Annotated in this window: 15 protein-coding genes; 11 read left to right on the top strand and 4 right to left on the bottom strand. The window is 72.4% G+C overall.

Features of this window, described 5'->3' with window-relative positions:
• The first annotated feature begins 8 nt into the window (after nt 1-8).
• The 5 genes from ACZ303_RS14250 to ACZ303_RS14230 all read left to right on the top strand — a co-directional run bounded on the left by ACZ303_RS14250 (nt 9) and on the right by ACZ303_RS14230 (nt 6,485).
• A complete protein-coding gene (locus ACZ303_RS14250) occupies nt 9-2,102 on the top strand; it encodes an acetyl/propionyl/methylcrotonyl-CoA carboxylase subunit alpha (protein WP_467338630.1) in 2,094 nt (697 codons plus the stop codon).
• Nucleotides 2,099-3,262, top strand: coding sequence for an acyl-CoA dehydrogenase family protein (locus tag ACZ303_RS14245; RefSeq protein WP_467338628.1), 1,164 nt, complete (start codon nt 2,099-2,101; stop codon nt 3,260-3,262). Before ACZ303_RS14250 ends, ACZ303_RS14245 begins: the two co-directional genes overlap by 4 nt.
• 17 nt (nt 3,263-3,279) lie before the next feature.
• Nucleotides 3,280-4,008, top strand: coding sequence for an enoyl-CoA hydratase family protein (locus ACZ303_RS14240; protein WP_467338626.1), 729 nt, complete (start codon nt 3,280-3,282; stop codon nt 4,006-4,008).
• Nucleotides 3,996-4,604, top strand: a complete 609-nt coding sequence (locus ACZ303_RS14235) for a TetR/AcrR family transcriptional regulator (RefSeq protein ID WP_467338624.1) — start codon at nt 3,996-3,998, stop codon at nt 4,602-4,604. The genes ACZ303_RS14240 and ACZ303_RS14235 overlap by 13 nt, the downstream gene beginning before the upstream one ends.
• Nucleotides 4,605-4,694: 90 nt before the next feature.
• Complete coding sequence (locus ACZ303_RS14230; RefSeq protein WP_467338622.1) at nt 4,695-6,485, top strand: phosphocholine-specific phospholipase C; 1,791 nt, start codon at nt 4,695-4,697, stop codon at nt 6,483-6,485.
• Nucleotides 6,486-6,531: 46 nt separating this feature from the next.
• On the opposite strand, the gene ACZ303_RS14225 is transcribed toward ACZ303_RS14230, so the two are convergent.
• Entirely contained in the window at nt 6,532-7,635 is a 1,104-nt protein-coding gene (locus ACZ303_RS14225) for a citrate synthase 2 (protein ID WP_467338620.1), read from the bottom strand.
• A gap of 370 nt (nt 7,636-8,005) precedes the next feature.
• On the opposite strand from ACZ303_RS14225, the gene pdxH reads away from it, so the two are divergent.
• From pdxH to ACZ303_RS14210, 3 genes are all read left to right on the top strand, one after another.
• Nucleotides 8,006-8,710, top strand: coding sequence for a pyridoxamine 5'-phosphate oxidase (pdxH, locus tag ACZ303_RS14220; protein ID WP_467338618.1), 705 nt, complete (start codon nt 8,006-8,008; stop codon nt 8,708-8,710).
• A 224-nt stretch (nt 8,711-8,934) separates the two neighbouring features.
• Nucleotides 8,935-9,084: a hypothetical protein gene (locus ACZ303_RS14215; protein WP_467338616.1), complete on the top strand. Its 150-nt coding sequence runs from the start codon at nt 8,935-8,937 to the stop codon at nt 9,082-9,084.
• On the top strand, nt 9,081-10,457 hold the full coding sequence (locus ACZ303_RS14210) for a PAS domain-containing protein (RefSeq protein ID WP_467338614.1): 1,377 nt from the start codon (nt 9,081-9,083) through the stop codon (nt 10,455-10,457). The genes ACZ303_RS14215 and ACZ303_RS14210 overlap by 4 nt, the downstream gene beginning before the upstream one ends.
• Nucleotides 10,458-10,492: 35 nt before the next feature.
• Here ACZ303_RS14210 and ACZ303_RS14205 read toward each other — a convergent pair whose 3' ends face one another.
• Nucleotides 10,493-11,248 carry an SIS domain-containing protein gene (locus ACZ303_RS14205; RefSeq protein WP_467338612.1) on the bottom strand — a complete coding sequence of 252 codons (756 nt, stop codon included), beginning with the start codon at nt 11,246-11,248 and terminating at the stop codon, nt 10,493-10,495.
• 196 nt (nt 11,249-11,444) lie between these two features.
• Here ACZ303_RS14205 and ACZ303_RS14200 point away from each other — a divergent pair, with 196 nt between their 5' ends.
• The 3 genes from ACZ303_RS14200 (at nt 11,445) to ACZ303_RS14190 (ending at nt 15,023) form a co-directional block, all read left to right on the top strand.
• Entirely contained in the window at nt 11,445-12,137 is a 693-nt protein-coding gene (locus ACZ303_RS14200) for a metal-dependent transcriptional regulator (protein ID WP_467338610.1), read from the top strand.
• Between the two features lie 503 nt (nt 12,138-12,640).
• The gene (locus ACZ303_RS14195; RefSeq protein ID WP_467339038.1) at nt 12,641-13,510 is read left to right on the top strand and encodes an alpha/beta fold hydrolase; all 870 of its coding nucleotides are present in this window, start codon (nt 12,641-12,643) and stop codon (nt 13,508-13,510) included.
• Nucleotides 13,511-13,616: 106 nt separating this feature from the next.
• Nucleotides 13,617-15,023, top strand: a complete 1,407-nt coding sequence (locus ACZ303_RS14190; protein ID WP_467338608.1) for an FAD-dependent monooxygenase — start codon at nt 13,617-13,619, stop codon at nt 15,021-15,023.
• 12 nt (nt 15,024-15,035) lie between these two features.
• Here ACZ303_RS14190 and ACZ303_RS14185 read toward each other — a convergent pair whose 3' ends face one another.
• Nucleotides 15,036-16,658, bottom strand: a complete 1,623-nt coding sequence (locus ACZ303_RS14185) for a transporter (RefSeq protein ID WP_467338606.1) — start codon at nt 16,656-16,658, stop codon at nt 15,036-15,038.
• Complete coding sequence (locus ACZ303_RS14180; protein WP_467338604.1) at nt 16,655-17,479, bottom strand: ABC transporter ATP-binding protein; 825 nt, start codon at nt 17,477-17,479, stop codon at nt 16,655-16,657. Before ACZ303_RS14180 ends, ACZ303_RS14185 begins: the two co-directional genes overlap by 4 nt.
• Nucleotides 17,480-17,515: the final 36 nt, after the last annotated feature.

The raw sequence follows: 17,515 nt of genomic DNA, 5'->3' as shown, positions 1-17,515 counted from the left end.
GTCTGTGAGTGATTCGTTCTTTGCTCGTCGCCAATCGTGGCGAGATCGCCTGCCGTGTCTTTCGTACGTGCCGCGAGCTCGGGATCGCCACCGTCGCCGTGTATTCGGACGCCGATGCCGACGCGCTGCATGTGCGGGACGCCGATGCCGCCGTACGGTTGCCGGGGTCCGCCCCTGGCGATACGTATCTGCGGGGTGACCTGGTGGTGGCGGCCGCGCTGGCGGCCGGGGCGGACGCCGTCCATCCCGGGTACGGGTTCCTCTCCGAGAACGCGGAGTTCGCCCGGGCCGTGGTCGATGCCGGGCTGGTGTGGGTCGGGCCGCCGGCCCCGGTCATCTCCTCCATGGCGTCGAAGGTGCGGGCCAAGTCGCTCATGCGGGGGGCCGGGGTGCCGGTCCTGGAGGCGCTGGAGCCGGCTGCCGTTCGCCCTTCCGATCTGCCCGTGCTCGTCAAGGCCGCGGCGGGTGGGGGCGGGCGGGGGATGCGGGTGGTGCGCGAGCTCGGTTCGCTGGACGCCGAGTTGGCCGCCGCTTCTTCCGAGGCCGCTGCCGCGTTCGGTGACGGTGAGGTCTTCGTCGAGCCGTACGTCCTGGGTGGGCGCCACGTCGAGGTGCAGATCCTCGCGGACGGGCGGGGTGCGGTGTGGGCGCTCGGTACGCGGGACTGCTCGTTGCAGCGGCGGCACCAGAAGGTGATCGAGGAGGCGCCGGCGCCGGGGCTTCCCCCGGCGGTGCTCGACGCGCTCCACGGGTGGGCCGTGTCCGCGGCTCGGGCCGTGGGGTACGTAGGGGCCGGGACCGTCGAGTTCCTGGTGGGGGGCGACGGGCGGGCGTACTTCCTGGAGATGAACACCCGGCTGCAGGTGGAGCATCCGGTGACGGAGTGCGTGTACGGGGTCGACCTGGTCGCCCTTCAGGTGCGGATCGCGGAGGGCGGGGCGCTGGGGGAGCCGCCGCCGCCTTCGGGGCATGCGGTGGAGGCCCGGCTGTACGCGGAGGACCCGGCGCGGGGGTGGCAGCCGCGGACGGGGGTCGTGCGGCGCCTGTCGGTGGGGGCCGGGGCGTCCGGGGCGCGGCGCCGGGACCTCCGGGGCAGGGGTCCGGGGCCGTATATTTACGGGCCCGGTGCCCTCGATCCCGACCGTGCCCCCACATGGGGCCCGCAAATACACGTCAGCGCCCCGGACCCCTACCCCTGCGGCCCCGTCACCTCCCGTCGTTCCCCGGCTGCCGGCCGTCCCTTCCTCCGCGTCGACTCCGGGGTGGAGGGCGGCGATGCCGTCGGGGTCCACTACGACCCTCTGCTCGCCAAGGTGATCGCTTGGGCGCCTTCGCGTGAGGAAGCGATTCGGCTGCTCGCCTACGAGTTGGAGCGGGCCGTCATCCATGGGCTGCCCGTCACCAATCGGGATCTGCTCGTGCGGTCGCTTCTCCATCCTGAGTTTGTCGCCGGGCGGGTGGATACCGGGTTCTTCGATCGGCATCTGGGTGGGCTTGTTGCGGGAGGCGGTGATGATATTCGGCTCTCCGCCTTGGTTGCTGCTCTTGCTGATGCCGCTGGGCGGATTGGGTCCCATGGGGTCGGTGGGTGGCGGAATGTTCCCTCCCAGGATCAGGTGAAGCGGTATCGGGTCGAGGGTGGTGACGTCTTCGAGGTTCGGTATCGGGTCGGGCGGGGTGGGCTCGTCGCCGAGGGTTTTCCCGGGGTGCTGCTGTTGGGTGCTGCCCCTGATTTCGTGGTGTTGGAGGTCGACGGGGTTCGGCGGTGCTTCGATGTCGCTTTTCATGGCGATCGTGTGTACGTCGGGGGTCATTCGCTGGTCGCCCTTTCGCGGTTTCCCGAGCCGGAACGTCGTGCCGCTGCCGGGTCGCTGCTCGCCCCCATGCCCGGGACCGTCGTCCGCGTCGCCGATGGTGTCGGCGTCGGCTCGTCCGTACAGGCCGGCCAGTCGTTGTTGTGGCTTGAGGCGATGAAGATGGAGCACCGCGTCGTCTCGCCCGCCACCGGCACCCTCACCGCCCTGCACGCCGCCCCCGGCCTTCAGGTCGAGGTCGGAGCTCTGCTCGCCGTTGTCACCGAGACCGAGGAGCGTGTGTCGTGAATTCTGTCCTCTTCGAGACGCAGGAGCAGCTCGACCTGCGGGCCGCCGTCGCCGCTTTGGGCAAGCGCTACGGGCAGGAGTACTTCGCCGGTGTGGTCCGGGACGGGAAGCATGCCGATGAGCTGTGGGCTGATGCCGGGAGGCTTGGGTATCTGGGAGTCAATCTGCCGGTTCAGTACGGTGGTGGTGGGGGTGGTATCGCCGAACTCGCTGTTGTTTTGGAGGAATTGGGGGCCGCCGGGTGTCCGCTGCTCATGTTGGTCGTTTCGCCTGCTATTTGCGGCACGGTGATCGCCCGGTTCGGTACGGAGGAGCAGAAGCGGCGGTGGCTTCCCGGGCTTGCCGCCGGGACGCTCAAGATGGCTTTCGGGATCACCGAGCCCGAGGCCGGGTCCAACTCCCATCGCATCACCACCACCGCCCGGCGGGAGGGTGACGGGTGGGTGCTGAGCGGGCGGAAGGTCTTCATCTCCGGTGTCGACTTCGCCGACGCCACTCTGGTGGTGGGACGGACCGCCGATTCCCGGACCGGCAAGCTCAAGCCCTGCTTGTTCGTGGTGCCTCGGGATGCTCCTGGCTTTTCCCGTCGGCGGATTCCCATGGAGCTCGCTTCGCCCGAGAAGCAGTTCGAGCTCGTGCTGGACGAGGTGCGGCTTCCCGGTGACGCCCTTGTCGGCGACCTCGACGCCGGGCTGCTCCAGCTCTTCGCCGGGCTCAACCCCGAGCGCATCATGACCGCCGCCTTCTCCATCGGCATGGGGCGGTACGCCCTGGCCAGGGCCGTCGACTACGCCCGTACGCGACAGGTGTGGAAGGACCCCATCGGGGCCCACCAAGCCATCGCCCATCCGCTCGCCCAGTGTCATATCGAGGTCGAGCTCGCCGGGTTGATGATGCGGAAGGCCGCGCTTCTCTACGACTCGGGCGATGACGTGGGGGCCGGTGAGGCCGCGAACATGGCCAAGTACGCGGCCGCCGAGGCCGCCGTGCACGCCGTCGACCAGGCCGTGCACACCCTCGGCGGCAACGGTCTCGCCAGTGAGTACGGGCTCGCGCCGCTCCTGACCGCCTCGCGGGTGGCCAGGATCGCTCCCGTCAGCCGGGAGATGATCCTCAACTACGTCTCCCATCAGACGCTCGGACTTCCCAAGTCCTATTGAGTGGAGGTTGTTTCCCGATGCTGGTCCGTCGTGCGCACGAGGAGGGCGTCACCCGGCTGACGCTCGATTCCCCGCACAATCGCAACGCCCTGTCCGCCCGGCTCATCGGTGAGCTGCGGGAGGGGCTCGAACACGCCGCCGGTGATCCGGACACCCGGGCCGTACTGCTGGAGCACACCGGGAACACCTTCTGTGCCGGGGCCGATCTGAGCGAGGGGGGTTCGCCGGCGGGGTTCGTGGGGTTGATGCGTGCCGTCGTCGAGCTGCCCAAGCCCGTGGTCGCCGTGGTCACCGGTCATGTCCGGGCCGGTGGGATGGGGCTGCTGGGCTCCTGCGACATCGCCGTCGCCGGGGCCGGCGCGTCCTTCGCCTTCACCGAGGTGCGGTTGGGGCTCGCTCCCGCCGTGATCTCCATGCCGCTGCTGGCCCGGCTGGACGCCCGTGCCGCCGCTCGGTATTTCCTGACCGGTGAGCGGTTCGATGCCGTGGAGGCCGCGCGGATCGGGCTGATCACCGTCGCCGGTGAGCCCGACGAGGTGCTGCCGCCCGTGCTGGACGGGCTGCGCCGGGGCTCCCCGCAGGGGCTCGCCGAGTCCAAGCGGCTGGTGACCGCCGAGGTGCTGCGGGCCTTCGACCGGGACACGGACGCCCTGGCCGAGCGGTCGGCCTGGCTGTTCGCCTCCGAGGAGGCGCGCGAGGGCATGACCGCCTTCCTGGAGCGGCGGGAGCCCGTATGGGCACGCTGACCAAGGGTCCCCAGCAGGACCGCAGCCGCGCCACGCGACTGCGCCTGCTGGAGGCGGCCATCGCCTGTCTGGCCGAGCACGGGTGGGCCGGATCCACCGTGTCCGCCGTCGCCGAGCGGGCCGGAGTGTCCCGGGGAGCCGCCCAGCACCACTTCCCGACGCGGGAGGACCTGTTCACGGCGGCCGTCGAGTACGTCGCCGAGCAGCGGTCCGTCGCCCTGCGGGAAGCGCTGGACCCCGCGCGGCTGATGTCGGGGCCCGCCCGTACGTACCTGGTGGTCCGGGAATTGGTCGGGCTCTACACCGGACCGCTCTTCCGGGCCGCCCTCCAGCTGTGGGTCGCCGCCGCGAACGAGGAGCCGCTGCGGGCCCGGGTGACCGAGCTGGAGGCACGGGTGGGGCGGGAGGTGCACCGGATGGCCGTCGAGCTCCTGGGGGCGGACGAGCGGCGGGACGGTGTGCGCGAGACCGTGCAGGGGCTGCTCGACATGGCGCGCGGGCTCGGGCTCGCCAATCTGCTCACGGACGACCGCGCCCGGCGGGAGCGGGTCGTCGAGCACTGGGCGGGGGTGTTGGGGGAGGTACTGGCCCGCTGAGACCTTTCGCCTCAAGGACACCTCCTGTCCATTCCGTTGTCCGGTCGGCGGGGCTAGCGTGCGGGCACCCCGAGCCGAGGAGTTGACCCCGTGTCCCCACTCACGCGCCGCGCTTTCGTCGGTACGTCGGCCGCCGCCGCTGCCGCCATGACGGTCGGTACCGCCGCCGGCCGCGCCTCCGCCGCCCCGGGCGACGGGCCGGCGGACGTCCGGCACGTCGTCGTCCTGATGCAGGAGAACCGCAGCTTCGACCACTATTTCGGGGCGCTGCGGGGCGTCCGCGGCTTCGACGACCGCCAGGGGCTCGTCTTTCCCGACGGCAGCGGGGTGCTGCGCCAGCCCGACCCGGCGCGGAAGGACGGCGGCTATCTGCTGCCCTACCGGATGGACACCACGCGGTACAACGCCCAGAACGCCGACGGCCTGCCCCATGACTGGAAGACCGGGCACGACGCCATCAACCACGGCGCCATGAACCGCTGGATATCCGCCAAGGGCGAGCGGTCCATGGGCTACTTCACCCGCGAGGACATCCCCTATCAGTACGCCCTCGCCGACGCGTTCACCGTCGCGGACCACTACTTCTGTTCCATGGCCGGGCCCACGGACCCCAACCGGCTCTATCTGTGGTCCGGCACCGCCGGCCCCGGCACCGACGGGACGACCGGGCCGTTCACCGACAACACCGTGGTGACCGACAATCCCGTCGCCGACTGGACGACGTACGCGGAGCGGCTGGAGTCGGCGGGTGTGAGCTGGCGGGTCTATCACAACCCCAGCAAGGACGAGCGGTACGGCGACTACGACGACAATGGGCTGTCGTATTTCCGGCAGTTCCATGCGTTTCCGCATGATGACCCGCGTTACGTCAATGCCATGACGAAGTTCGACCTCGGGGCGTTCGACCGGCATTGCAAGGACGGGACGCTGCCCACGGTGTCGTGGCTGGTGGCGCCCTATCTGTTCAGCGAGCACCCGGCCGCCAGTCCGGACTACGGCGCCGATTACGTCAACTCCGCCCTGCAGTCGCTGTTCTCCAACCCCGAGGTGTGGAAGCACACCGTCTTCCTGGTGATGTACGACGAGAACGACGGCTACTTCGACCACGTCGTCCCGCCCTTCCCGCCCGCCGGCACCCCCGGCGAATTCGTGGGCGGTCAGCCGATCGGGCTCGGCAACCGGGTGCCGCTGTGGGTCGTCTCGCCCTGGTCGCGCGGCGGATGGGTGAATTCCCAGGTCTTCGACCACACCTCGGTGCTGCGGTTCCTGGAGGTCGTCACCGGTGTGCGCGAGCCGAACATCAGCGCCTGGCGGCGGGCCGTGTGCGGGGATCTGACCAGCTGCTTCGACTTCGCGCGGCCCGACTACTCCGTGCCGTCCCTGCCCGACACCAAGGAGCTCGTGCGCAAGGCCGACGCCGGGCGCCGGCTGCCGCCCGTCAAGCTGCCCGCCCAGGGCCGGCAGACCATTCCGGTGCAGGAGCCGGGCACCCGCCCGTACCGTCCGCTGCCCTACGCCCCCGATGCCACGGTCGAGGTGGAGCGCGGCAGAGTCGTGTGCACGATGGTCAACGCGGGGACGGTGGGTTTCCACTTCACCGTGTTCCCGAACGCCCATCTGCCGTTCGCCGGCACGCCGTTCACGGTCGCGCCCGGGGCCCGTGCGGAGTACGTGTGGGACACGGCCGCGACGGGCGGCTCGTACGACTTCACGGTGTACGGCGCCGACGGGTTCCTGCGCCGCTTCAAGGGGAGCACCACCGGGGCCGTGGTGGCGGAGAAGAGCGCCCGGCAGCTCGCGGGCGTGTCCTCGGGGCGGTACGACGCGACGGTGACCGGGGCCGAAGGCTATCTGCGGCGGGTCGCCGGGACCTGGTACTAGCCGTTCCGCCCGGCGCTCCACCGCGGTGGAGCGCCGGGCGTCCCGCTCAGCTGCCGGCGATGTCCGCGTGGCCCGTGACCTCGCGCGGGTCGCGCGGGCCCGGGCCCACATAGCGGGCCGAGGGCCGCACGAGGCGGCCCGTGCGCTTCTGCTCCAGGATGTGCGCGCTCCAGCCCGCCGTGCGGGCGCAGGTGAACATCGAGGTGAACATGTGCGCCGGGACCTCCGCGAAGTCCAGGACGATCGCCGCCCAGAACTCGACGTTCGTGGCGAGGACCCGGTCGGGGCGGCGGTTGTGGAGCTCCTCCAGGGCCGCCTTCTCCAGGGCCTCGGCGACCTCGTAGCGCGGCGCGGCCAGCTCGCGGGCCGTGCGGCGCAGGACGCGGGCGCGGGGGTCCTCGGCGCGGTAGACGCGGTGGCCGAAGCCCATGAGGCGCTCGCCGCGGTCCAGGGCCTGCTTGACGTAGGACGTGGCGTCGCCCGTGCGCTCGATCTCCTCGATCATGCCGAGGACGCGGGAGGGCGCACCGCCGTGCAGCGGGCCGGACATGGCTCCGACCGCGCCGGAGAGCGCCGCGGCCACGTCGGCGCCCGTGGAGGCGATGACGCGGGCGGTGAACGTGGAGGCGTTCATGCCGTGCTCGGCGGCCGACGTCCAATAGGCGTCGACGGCCTTGACGTGCTTGGGGTCGGGCTCGCCGCGCCAGCGCTTCATGAAGCGCTCGACGACCGTGCCGGCCTTGTCGATCTCCCGCTGCGGCACCATCGGCAGGCCCTGGCCGCGCGCCGACTGGGCCACGTAGGACAGCGCCATGACGGCGGCGCGGGCGAGGTTGTCGCGGGCGGTGGCCTCGTCGATGTCCAGGAGCGGCTTCAGACCCCATACGGGCGCGAGCATCGCGAGAGCCGATTGGACGTCGACCCGGATATCGCCCGAATGCACCGGAATGGGGAACGGCTCGGCGGGCGGCAGCCCGGGATTGAACGATCCGTCGACCAGCAGACCCCAGACATTTCCGAAGGACACCTGACCCACGAGGTCCTCGATGTCCACGCCTCGGTAGCGGAGAGAGCCGCCTTCCTTGTCGGGTTCTGCGATCTCCGTCTCGAACGCGACGACTCCTTCGAGTCCGGGTACGAAGTCGGACATCAGGCGGCTCCTCGTGAAGTGTGCGACAGGCGGGCGCCGAGCCGGTTACGCGGCGGCGTGGCGCGGCTCGCGGTCCGTTTCCGGTCAACCCGTAATGCCCCGTGCGGCTGTCTTTCACCCGCTACCCGCGCCCGATCCCGTCGGGCGGCGCGCATTCGGATTCCGGCCGGACACGATAGCTGGTGATGTGCGGGTCCCACAGCTTCCCGCTCTGCGATTTTGGAGGGTCCGCCACATGCGGGGAAGGGTGATGTCCGGCACACCGTGTGTTTCCCCGAAGGGAGGGTTACGGGCGTTCCGTACCGGGCATGATGATCGGCCCGGTTTTCGTGCGACGGAGCTGCGTCGGCGGTATCCGTCCTGCCAAGATGTGCGCGTGACCCACGCCGACGCGTTCGACGATTCCCCGGCCGCCGAGTTCCCCGGTGACGACCCGCTCGACCCGGCCGCCATGCGGGAGCAGTACCGCTCCGGGACCCTCCTGGAGGAGGAGCTGGCCGCCGATCCGTACGGGCAGTTCGCCATCTGGTTCACGCAGGCCGTCGCGAGCGGACTCCACGAGCCCAACGCCATGGTCGTCTCGACCGCCGACCCCGCCGGCCGGCCCAGCTCCCGGACCGTGCTGCTCAAGGGCTACGACGCGCGCGGCTTCGTCTTCTACACCAACTACGGCTCCCGCAAGGCCACCGAACTCGCGCGGAACCCCCAGGTCTCGCTGCTCTTCCCGTGGTACCCCATCACCCGTCAGGTCATCGTCACCGGCACCGCGGAACGGGTGGCGGCGGAGGAGACGGCCGCCTACTTCCGGTCGCGGCCGCGCGGCTCGCAGCTCGGGGCGTGGGCGAGCGCCCAGTCGACGGTGGTCTCCTCGCGCGCCGGGATCGACGCGGCGTACGAGCGGATCGCGGCCCGCTTCCCGGAGGGGGAGCCGGTGCCGGTGCCCGAGGGGTGGGGCGGCTTCCGGGTGGCGGCGGAGGCGGTGGAGTTCTGGCAGGGGCGGGAGAACCGGCTGCACGACCGGCTGCGGTACGTACGGACCGGGTCCGGCTGGCGCGTCGAGCGGCTCTGCCCGTAGGCCCGGCGGGCCCGCCCGCGAACGCAGACGATCCGTGGGCCCGCTACCGCCGCGCCCTGCGGCGCGGCGGTGCCGAGCGGACGACTCGGCGGCCCACGGATCGGGTGACTGCTCAGGATTGGCCGGCACAGCCGGCGTTGCGCTTGGCGCGACGACGGGCGCTAGCCCGCAGTCACCTCACGCGTCCGGAGAGAAATCATGTTCCGAACCACCTCCCTTCTCGTGTGGACAACACCGTAGGCACCGGCCCGGGGGCCGACAACCGAATTTCCTGTGGCATCGATTTCCGCGAAGACGGTGTGGTGCCCATCACGGTCGAGTTGAATGCGGTCGTGCAGGACATGCAGACGTGGCCGGCAGGGGGTATCTCGTGACCGCACCACACCCGGAAGCGCTTCCCGGGCGAGGGTCCGGAGCGGAGGCAGCTGTCGACAGCGACGACTCGGATCTTCTCGCGGCGCTCCTCGACGGCATGGACGCCGCCCTGTGCGCCTTCGACGCCGACGGCACGGTCACCCACTGGAACCGCGAGGCCCAGCGGATACTGGGCTGGAGCGCCGAGGAGGCCGTCGGACGGCACGGCCTGGCCGGCTGGGCCGTGCGGGCCGCGGACGCCGAGGAGGTCACCGCCCGGCTGTTCGGCGCGATGAAGGCGCCCGGCCGGCAGGTGCACGAGTTCGCGCTGCTCACCAAGGACGGCGGACGGGTCCTGGTCCGTACGCAGCTGTCCGCCGTGCCCGGCGCGGACGGGCGGGCGGCCGGCGCGTACTGCGCGTTCAGCGAGGTGCACACGCAGATCGACCTGGAGCGGTCGATCGCGCTGAGCGAGGCGCTGTTCGGTGACGCCTCGTGGGGCGTGGTCCTGGTCGACGCCGACCTGCGCCCGGCGCTGGCCAACGCGCACGCGGCGCGGGCGCTGCGCACGGGACGCACGGCGCTGCTGGGCCGCCCGCTGGGCGAGCTCCTGGACCAGGGCGTGGAGGAGGTCGAGGGCGCGCTCCAGCACGTCCTGGCGGCCGGCGCGCCGCCCGCGCCCACCGACCTGTGGGTGACGCTGCGCGACCAGGGCGGGGCGCCCCCGGAGCGGCGCTGCTGGCGCAGCGGCTTCCTGCGGCTGGCGTCGCCGCTCGCGGAGGAGCCGGTGCCGCTGGGCGTGGCGTGGCTGTTCCTGGACGTGACGGCGTCGCGGCTGGCGGAGCAGGAGAGCGCGCGGCTGCGCTTCCGGGGCAGTCAGCTGCACCGGGCGGGCCGGGCCGTCGCCGAGTGCGAGGACCCCATGGAGGCCGCGTCGCTGTATCTGGACTTCGCGCTGGCCGGCTTCGCGGACCACGCGCTGATCGATCTGCTGCCGGAGCCGGAGGCCGCCCCGGAGGCACCGATCCGGCTCGTACGGGCCGTCGCGACGCCCGCGGGCACGCCGGGCCCGTCACCGACGATGGGCCGCGGCGGGGTGCCGGTCCCGTATCCGGACGCCCACCCGGCGGTCCAGGCGGTCGAGCGCTGCGGGTCGGTGCGGGCGGCCTCGGACTGCACCGAGTCCTGGGCCGCGGCCCGCAAGTGGCCGGAGGGCACCGTCCACGCCCTCTCCACCGCGCTGCGCAGCCGCGGCCGGACGATCGGCGCCGTGACCTTCCTGCGGGGCGCCTCCCGCAGGCCGTTCGACCGGGGCGACGCGACCTATGCGGAGGACGTGGCGACCCGGGTGGCGGCGGCGGTGGACCTGGCCCTGACGAGCCCGCCCGTCTAGCCCGTCCGGGGCGGGGCGCCGCCCCACCCACTCACCTAGTGCCGGAAGAAGATCCGGTCCCCGTACTCGTCCATCACGCGCCCGTTCCACTCGTGTCCGCCGTCGACGTTCCCCGACCGGAGCATCGGCGGATCGATCCCCCGAGCGGAGAGCTCACCCGCCGCCGCGGCGACCACGGCCTGCATCAGCGCGCTGGTGACCACCGTGGAGGCCGGGCCGAAGGGCGCCGCGATGCCCTCGGCGGAGAGCTCCGCGTCGCCGATGTCGATCTTGCTGTCGATGACGAGGTCGCAGTGGTCCTTGAGGAAGGTGCCCGATGGATGCCGGGACTTCGTGCGCTCGGCGTAGGCCAGCGAGGTGACGCCGATGACCTTCAGGCCCAGCGCGCGGGCGTTCATCGCCATCTCCACGGGCAGCGAATTGCGACCGGAGAGCGAGATGATGATCAGCAGGTCGCCCGGTTGCGCCGGACTGGTGTCCAGGACCGCGCCGGCGAGCCCGTTCACCCGCTCCAGGGCGCTGCCGAGCGTCGCCGGCATCACGTCGAGGCCGACGACGCCGGGGACGGCGAGCAGGTTGACCAGGGCCAGACCGCCCGCCCGGTACACGATGTCCTGGGCGGGGAGCGAGGAGTGCCCGGCGCCGAAGACGAAGAGCCGGCCGCCGTCGGCCACCGTGTCGGCGATCAGGGACCCGGCGGCGGTGACGTTCCCGGCCTCCTCGTCGCGCACCCGCTGGAGCAGCCCGATCGCGGCGTCGAAGAACTGCCCGGCCAGCTTGTTCTCGCTCATCGCTGCGGGGCTCCTTACCTCAAGATCCGGTGACGCGTACGTTCTGGCGTACGCTCGTGGCGCGGATCACGTTGCGGTCTGGACCATCGCCCTGTCAATACGGCGGCTGCGGGCAAACCCGTACGCGGCACTGTTGTCAGTGATATGCGTCAGAATTGAGTCCAGGGGCCAGCGCACGACATATCAAGGGGCACGCATGTCCGGACTGATCGACACCACGGAGATGTATCTCCGCACCATTCTCGAGCTGGAGGAGGAGGGTGTGGTTCCCATGCGTGCCCGCATCGCCGAGCGGCTCGACCAGAGCGGCCCGACGGTGAGCCAGACGGTGGCCCGCATGGAGCGCGACGGCCTGGTCTCGGTCGCCGGCGACCGGCACCTGGAGCTGACCGAGGAGGGCCGCCGGCTGGCGACGCGCGTGATGCGCAAGCACCGGCTCGCGGAGTGCCTGCTGGTCGACGTGATCGGCCTGGAGTGGGAGCAGGTGCACGCCGAGGCCTGCCGCTGGGAGCACGTGATGAGCGAGGCCGTGGAGCGCCGCGTGCTGGAGCTGCTGCGCCACCCCACCGAGTCGCCCTACGGCAACCCCATCCCGGGCCTGGAGGAGCTGGGCGAGAAGGCCGAGCCGGACCCGTTCCTCAACGACGGCATGGTCAGCCTGATGGACCTGGAGCCGGGCACCGACGGCAAGACCGTGGTCGTACGGCGGATCGGCGAGCCCATCCAGACCGACCCGCAGCTGATGTACACCCTGCGCCGGGCCGGAGTGCAGCCGGGCGCGGTGGTCAGTGTGACCGAGTCGGCCGGCGGTGTGCTGGTGGGCAGCAGCGGTGAGGCCGCCGAGCTGGAGGCGGACATCGCCATGCACGTCTTCGTCGCCAAGCGCTGAGGCGGGCGCTCGCGAGAGCTTCGCACGGGGGTCGCCGGACGGCGACCCCCTTCGCGTTTCCCGCAGCCCCCGCGCCATGCCTGATGACGCGTCAACTCCCTTGAATGCGGGAGGAGTCGGCGTAATGGGCGCGGAGCGGCCCGGGCCGTGCCACGCTGGCGTGACGCCTGTGCGCGGCGCGCCACCGTCTTGGGAGGGGGCTCGGTGTGGCCGGTCCGGTGGGTGGACATGGCGAGGGCCCCGGCGCCCTTTCGAGCTGCCGGGACCCTGCCTCCCCATATACCCCCGTGGCGACCCGGAGCCCCGAGCTCCCAGGGTCTGCCGCGCGGACCTTTCTTCCCCGAGCGGTCCGCCCCCAGGTCGATACTCCCCGGGGTGCCGCCGGTCAACCCTTCAGCATGGTCACTCGAACGAGGGGTGTTGCGCCCGACAACCGTGCATTCGAATATATGTTCTATATGGTGGAGCTGCTGCTCGGGGGAGAAGTGGGGGTGCCAGGACCGATGGTGCGGCGTATCGACGTGAGCGGGAGCGGTGGGGTGCGGCTCGCGGCCTGGGAGTTCGCCGATCCACCGAAGGCCGACGGCCGGGACGGCGAGAGCGGCCGCGGCTCGGTGCTGCTGCTGCACGGCCTGATGGGCCGCGCCGCGCACTGGGCGGACACCGCCCGCTGGCTCTCCACGCGCCACCGCGCGGTCGCCCTCGACCAGCGCGGCCACGGCCGCAGCGCACGGCCCGCCGACGGTCCGTACACCCGCGGGGCGTATGTCGCCGACGCCCAGGCCGCCGTCGAGCGCCTCGGTCTCGCGCCCGTCACCCTCATCGGCCACGCCATGGGCGCGCTCACCGCCTGGCAGCTGGCCGCGCGCCGTCCGGACCTCGTCCGGGCCCTGGTCGTCTGCGAGATGCGGGCCTCCGCGCTGGGCGCGGCCAGTCAGCGGGAGTGGGGCGAGTGGTTCGGGTCCTGGCCGGTGCCGTTCGCCACCCTCGCCGACGTCCGCCGCTGGTTCGGCGAGGGCGACCCGTCCCTGGAGCGCCCCCGGCCCGCCCGCGGCGACTTCTACGCCGAGGTGATGGCCGAGCGCGCCGACGGCTGGCGCCCGGTCTTCTCCCGCCGCCAGATGCTCCACACCCGCGAGACCTATGTCCACGACGCCCATTGGGAGGACCTCGCCCTGGTCCAGTGCCCCACCCTCGTCGTCCGCGGCCTCGACGGCGAGCTGGGCCGCGCGGAGGCGCAGGAGATGGTCCGGGTGCTGCCGCGCGGCACCTACGCCGAGGTTCCCGACGCGGGCCATCTCGTCCACTACGACCAGCCCGAGGGCTGGCGCCGCGTGGTCGAGCCCTTCCTGGAGACGGCGCTGCCGGCCTAGCGTCGCGCGGCTCCGCACGCTAATTCAACAAGCGTTGACATAATCCGTCCCCGGGTGTGCACTGGCAGTACGGCACATACGGCACTGCCCTCACCGAGGAGATGTCATGTCTTCCGTCACCGCTGCCCCGTCCGCCGATGTCCTTGTCGTCGGCGCCGGCCCCACCGGCCTGCTGCTGGCCGGTGATCTCGCCGCCGCCGGTGTCCGGGTCGCCCTGCTGGAGCGGCGGACCGAGGAGTCCAACCTCACCCGGGCCTTCGCCGTGCACGCCCGCACGCTGGAGGTCCTCGACGCCCGGGGCCTGGCCGAGGAGCTCCTCGCCACCGGCCCCTTCCAGGACACCCTGCGCTTCTTCGGCCGGGCCCGGGTCGACCTGTCGCGGCTGCCCAGCCGCTTCCCCGGCGTCCTGCTGACCCCGCAGTACGAGACCGAGCGGGTGCTGGAAGAACGCGCCGTCAAGCTCGGCGTCGACATCCGGCGCGGCACCGAGGTCCTCGGGCTGCGGCAGGACGCGGACGGCGTCGAGGTGGACGTCCGCACCGGCGGCGGCGAAGGACGGCTGCGCGCCGCGTACGCGGTCGGGGCGGACGGTGTGCGCAGCGCCGTCCGCGAGGCGCTGGGGATGCCCTTCCCGGGCAAGGGCGTGCTGCGCTCCGTGATGCTCGCCGACGTCCGCCTGGACACCGAGCCCGCGGGCCTGCCCGCCTTCGAGGCCGGGACCGCCGGCTTCGCGTTCCTCGTGCCCTTCGGCGACGGCTGGTACCGCGTCATCGCCTGGGAGCGGGGCAGCCGACTGCCCTCCGACGCCCCCGTCGACATGGACGGTCTGCGGTCCGTCATCCGCGCCCTCTTCGGCACCGACTTCGGGATGCGCGACCCCCGCTGGACCTCCCGCTTCCACAGCGACGAGCGTCAGGTGCCCCGCTACCGCGACCGCCGGGTGTTCCTCGCGGGCGACGCCGCGCACGTCCACTCGCCCGCCGGCGGCATGGGCATGAACGCCGGCCTCCAGGACGCCGCCAACCTCGGCTGGAAGCTCGCCGCCGTCCTCCAGGGCCGGGCCGGCGACGCCCTCCTGGACAGCTACCACGACGAACGCCACCCCGTCGGCAAGCTCGTCCTGCGCCTCAGCGGCGCCATCGTGCGCGCCGCCCTGCTCGGCTCGCCGGCCGCGCGCGGCCTGCGGGACGCCGCCGCCGTCGCCCTGCGCGGCGTGCCCTTCGCCACCCGCAAGGGTGCGCTCCTGGTCTCCGGCATCGGCATCGACTACCCCGCACCGCCCGGCGCCCACCCCCTGACCGGCCGGCGCGCCCCCGACCTGCCGCTGGTGGAGACGCCGGACGGGCCCTCGCGGCTGTACGAGGCGCTGCGCGGCGGCACGTTCGTACGCGTCCTGCCGCGCGGCGCGAGCGCGCCGCCCGAGGCGGGCGTCGCCACCGTCACCCGCGCCGACGCCCGGCCCACCACCCTGCTCGTACGGCCGGACGGGTATGTGGCGGAGGCGGCCGGCTGACCTCGGCCCCGCTCAGCCCTTGCTCACCGCCGCGAGGATCTCCGGCAGCCGCCGCGCCGCCACCGGCGCCGCCAGCCGCAGGCCCGCGTACGCGATGCCCACGCCATAGGCGGCGCCCACCGGCAGCAGCACCCACAGCAGGCCGGTGGCGTCCGCGACGTGCAGCCAGACCATGAGGCCGGCCACCGGCGCGCACAGCACCAGGCCCGCGATCATCCCGCCGAGGATGCTGAGCCAGGCGATGCCCGCCTGGCCCGGCGCCACGTTCTTGAAGCCGCTGTCCTGCGGGATCGAGTACGGGAAGTACACCGACGCGCAGGCGCCCACCGCGAACAGCGCGCCCGACAGTGTCAGCGACAGCCCCAGCGCCACCGGCAGCCCCTGCCAGTTCCCCGTGAACGCGGCCGAGCCGACGACGACCAGCACCATGTACGGCACGGCGATCAGCGCCAACGCCAGGGAGCGGGCGCGCAGTTCCTCGTACGCGTCGCGCGGCGAGGCGATCGTCTGCAGGACCATCCAGAAGGCGGAGGTGTCCTGCCCGAACTGGTTGTACATCTGCATGCCGAGCATGGCGGCCGCGAAGACCGAGAGGTAGACGCTGCCGTGGCCCTGCGCCGCGTTGATGCCGGGCACCAGCACGCCGACGCCCAGCGACGACACCCACGCCGCCTTCGTCTTCGGGTCGCGCCAGACGTAGCGCAGCGTGCGCAGCATCACCGCGCCCGTGCGCCCCGCGGGCAGCAGCCGCGCCAGACCCGCGCCCTCGCGGCGCGCCTTGTCCGGTGCCGCCGCGCCGACGGTGGAGGCGTCCGGCGCGGTCATCACCTTCGTCAGGCTGTGCTGCCACCACCACAGCAGGACGCCCAGCAGGGCCGCGGTCAGGGCCAGTTCGCCCGCGGCCGTTCCGTACGAGCCCTCGCCGGCGGCCCGTACCGCGTCCATCGCCGAGCCCGGCGGCACCCAGCGCAGCACGTCCGCCACCGGCTCCAACCGGGCCAGGCCGCCCTCGCCGCTGAGCTTCTGCACGCCCAGGTTGACGAACTGCGCGCCCACGGCGATCAGCAGGCCGCTCAGCACCGCCAGATCGCGGCCCTTGCGGCTGGTCAGCAACCGGACGTTCGCGGTGGCGACCGCGCGCGCCAGCGCCAGGCACACCAACAGCGCCAGGAGCGTGCCCAGTGCGCCCGCGACGGCGGCCGCGACCCCGTGCGCCGTCGCCAGCACCGAGCCGACGATGATCACGAGCGTGAAGGCGGGGCCTATGCCGACCAGCGACGCGACCAGCAGCGCCACGACGAGCGGGCCGGGCCGCAGCGGCAGCATCACCAGGCGGCTGGGGTCCAGGGTCTCGTCGCCGCTGGAGAAGAACAGCGGCATCACCGCCCAGCCCAGGGCGAGCACCGCCACCAGCGGGACGGTCAGGGCGGCGGCATGGGCGTGGCCGCGCAGCGCGACCAGCCCGAGCAACTGCAGCGCGCCGAAGAGGGCCACGAGGACGATCGAGACGATGTGGACGGCCTTGCGCCCGGAGGACTGCCGCAGGCCGTTGCGCAGCAACGACACCTTCAGCCGGACGAAGACCGAGGTGAGGGCGGGGATACCGGCCGGGGCCGGTGCGGTGGGCGTGGTCATCGGGCGCCGCCGCCCAGCCAGTCGAGGTCCTCGCCGGTCGCCCGGTCCCGCATCCCGACCAGCCCCAGGAACGCGTCCTGGAGCGTGGGTGCCTCACCGCGTACGTCCGCGAGCGGCCCCTGCGCCCGTATCCGGCCCGCGGCCATCACCGCGACCCACGAGCACAGCGACTCCACCAGCTCCATGACGTGGCTGGAGAAGACGACCGTCGCGCCGGAGGCGGTGTAGCGCTCCAGCACGCCGCGGATCGTCTGTGCCGAGACCGGGTCGACGCCCTCGAACGGCTCGTCCAGGAAGAGGACTTCCGGATTGTGCAGCAGGGCGGAGGCCAGGCCGATCTTCTTCCGCATGCCGGTGGAGTAGTCGATCACCAGCTTGTGCTGCGCGCCCGCCAGGTCCAGGACGTCCAGGAGCTGGGTGGCCCGCTTGTCGACCTCGGCGCCGGGCAGGCCGCGCAGTCGGCCGGTGTACGCGAGGAGCTCCCGCCCCGACAGCCGCTCGAACATCCGCAGCCCTTCGGGGAGCACCCCGATCCGGGACTTGACCGCCACCGGGTCCTGCCACACGTCGTGGCCGCCGATCTCGACCCGGCCCATGTCGGGGCGCAGCAGGCCCGTGATCATGGAGAGCGTCGTGGTCTTGCCCGCGCCGTTCGGCCCGACCAGGCCGATGAACTGGCCCGCGGGGAGTTCGAGATCGATCCCGGCGACCGCCACCTGCTCGCCGAACCGCTTCCACAGCCCCTCGATGCGTACGGCGGCACGCGCGCCCCCCGTACCGTCCTGCCCCAACTGCTCCACTGCGGCTTCCTCGCTCCCCATGGTCGTGCGGGGAGACGGAACCGGCCCCCCGAAACC

The organism is Streptomyces sp. NPDC023527, from assembly GCF_055560115.1.
Note: the sequence above shows the minus strand (reverse complement) of the source record. Positions and strands in the feature narration are given on the sequence as shown.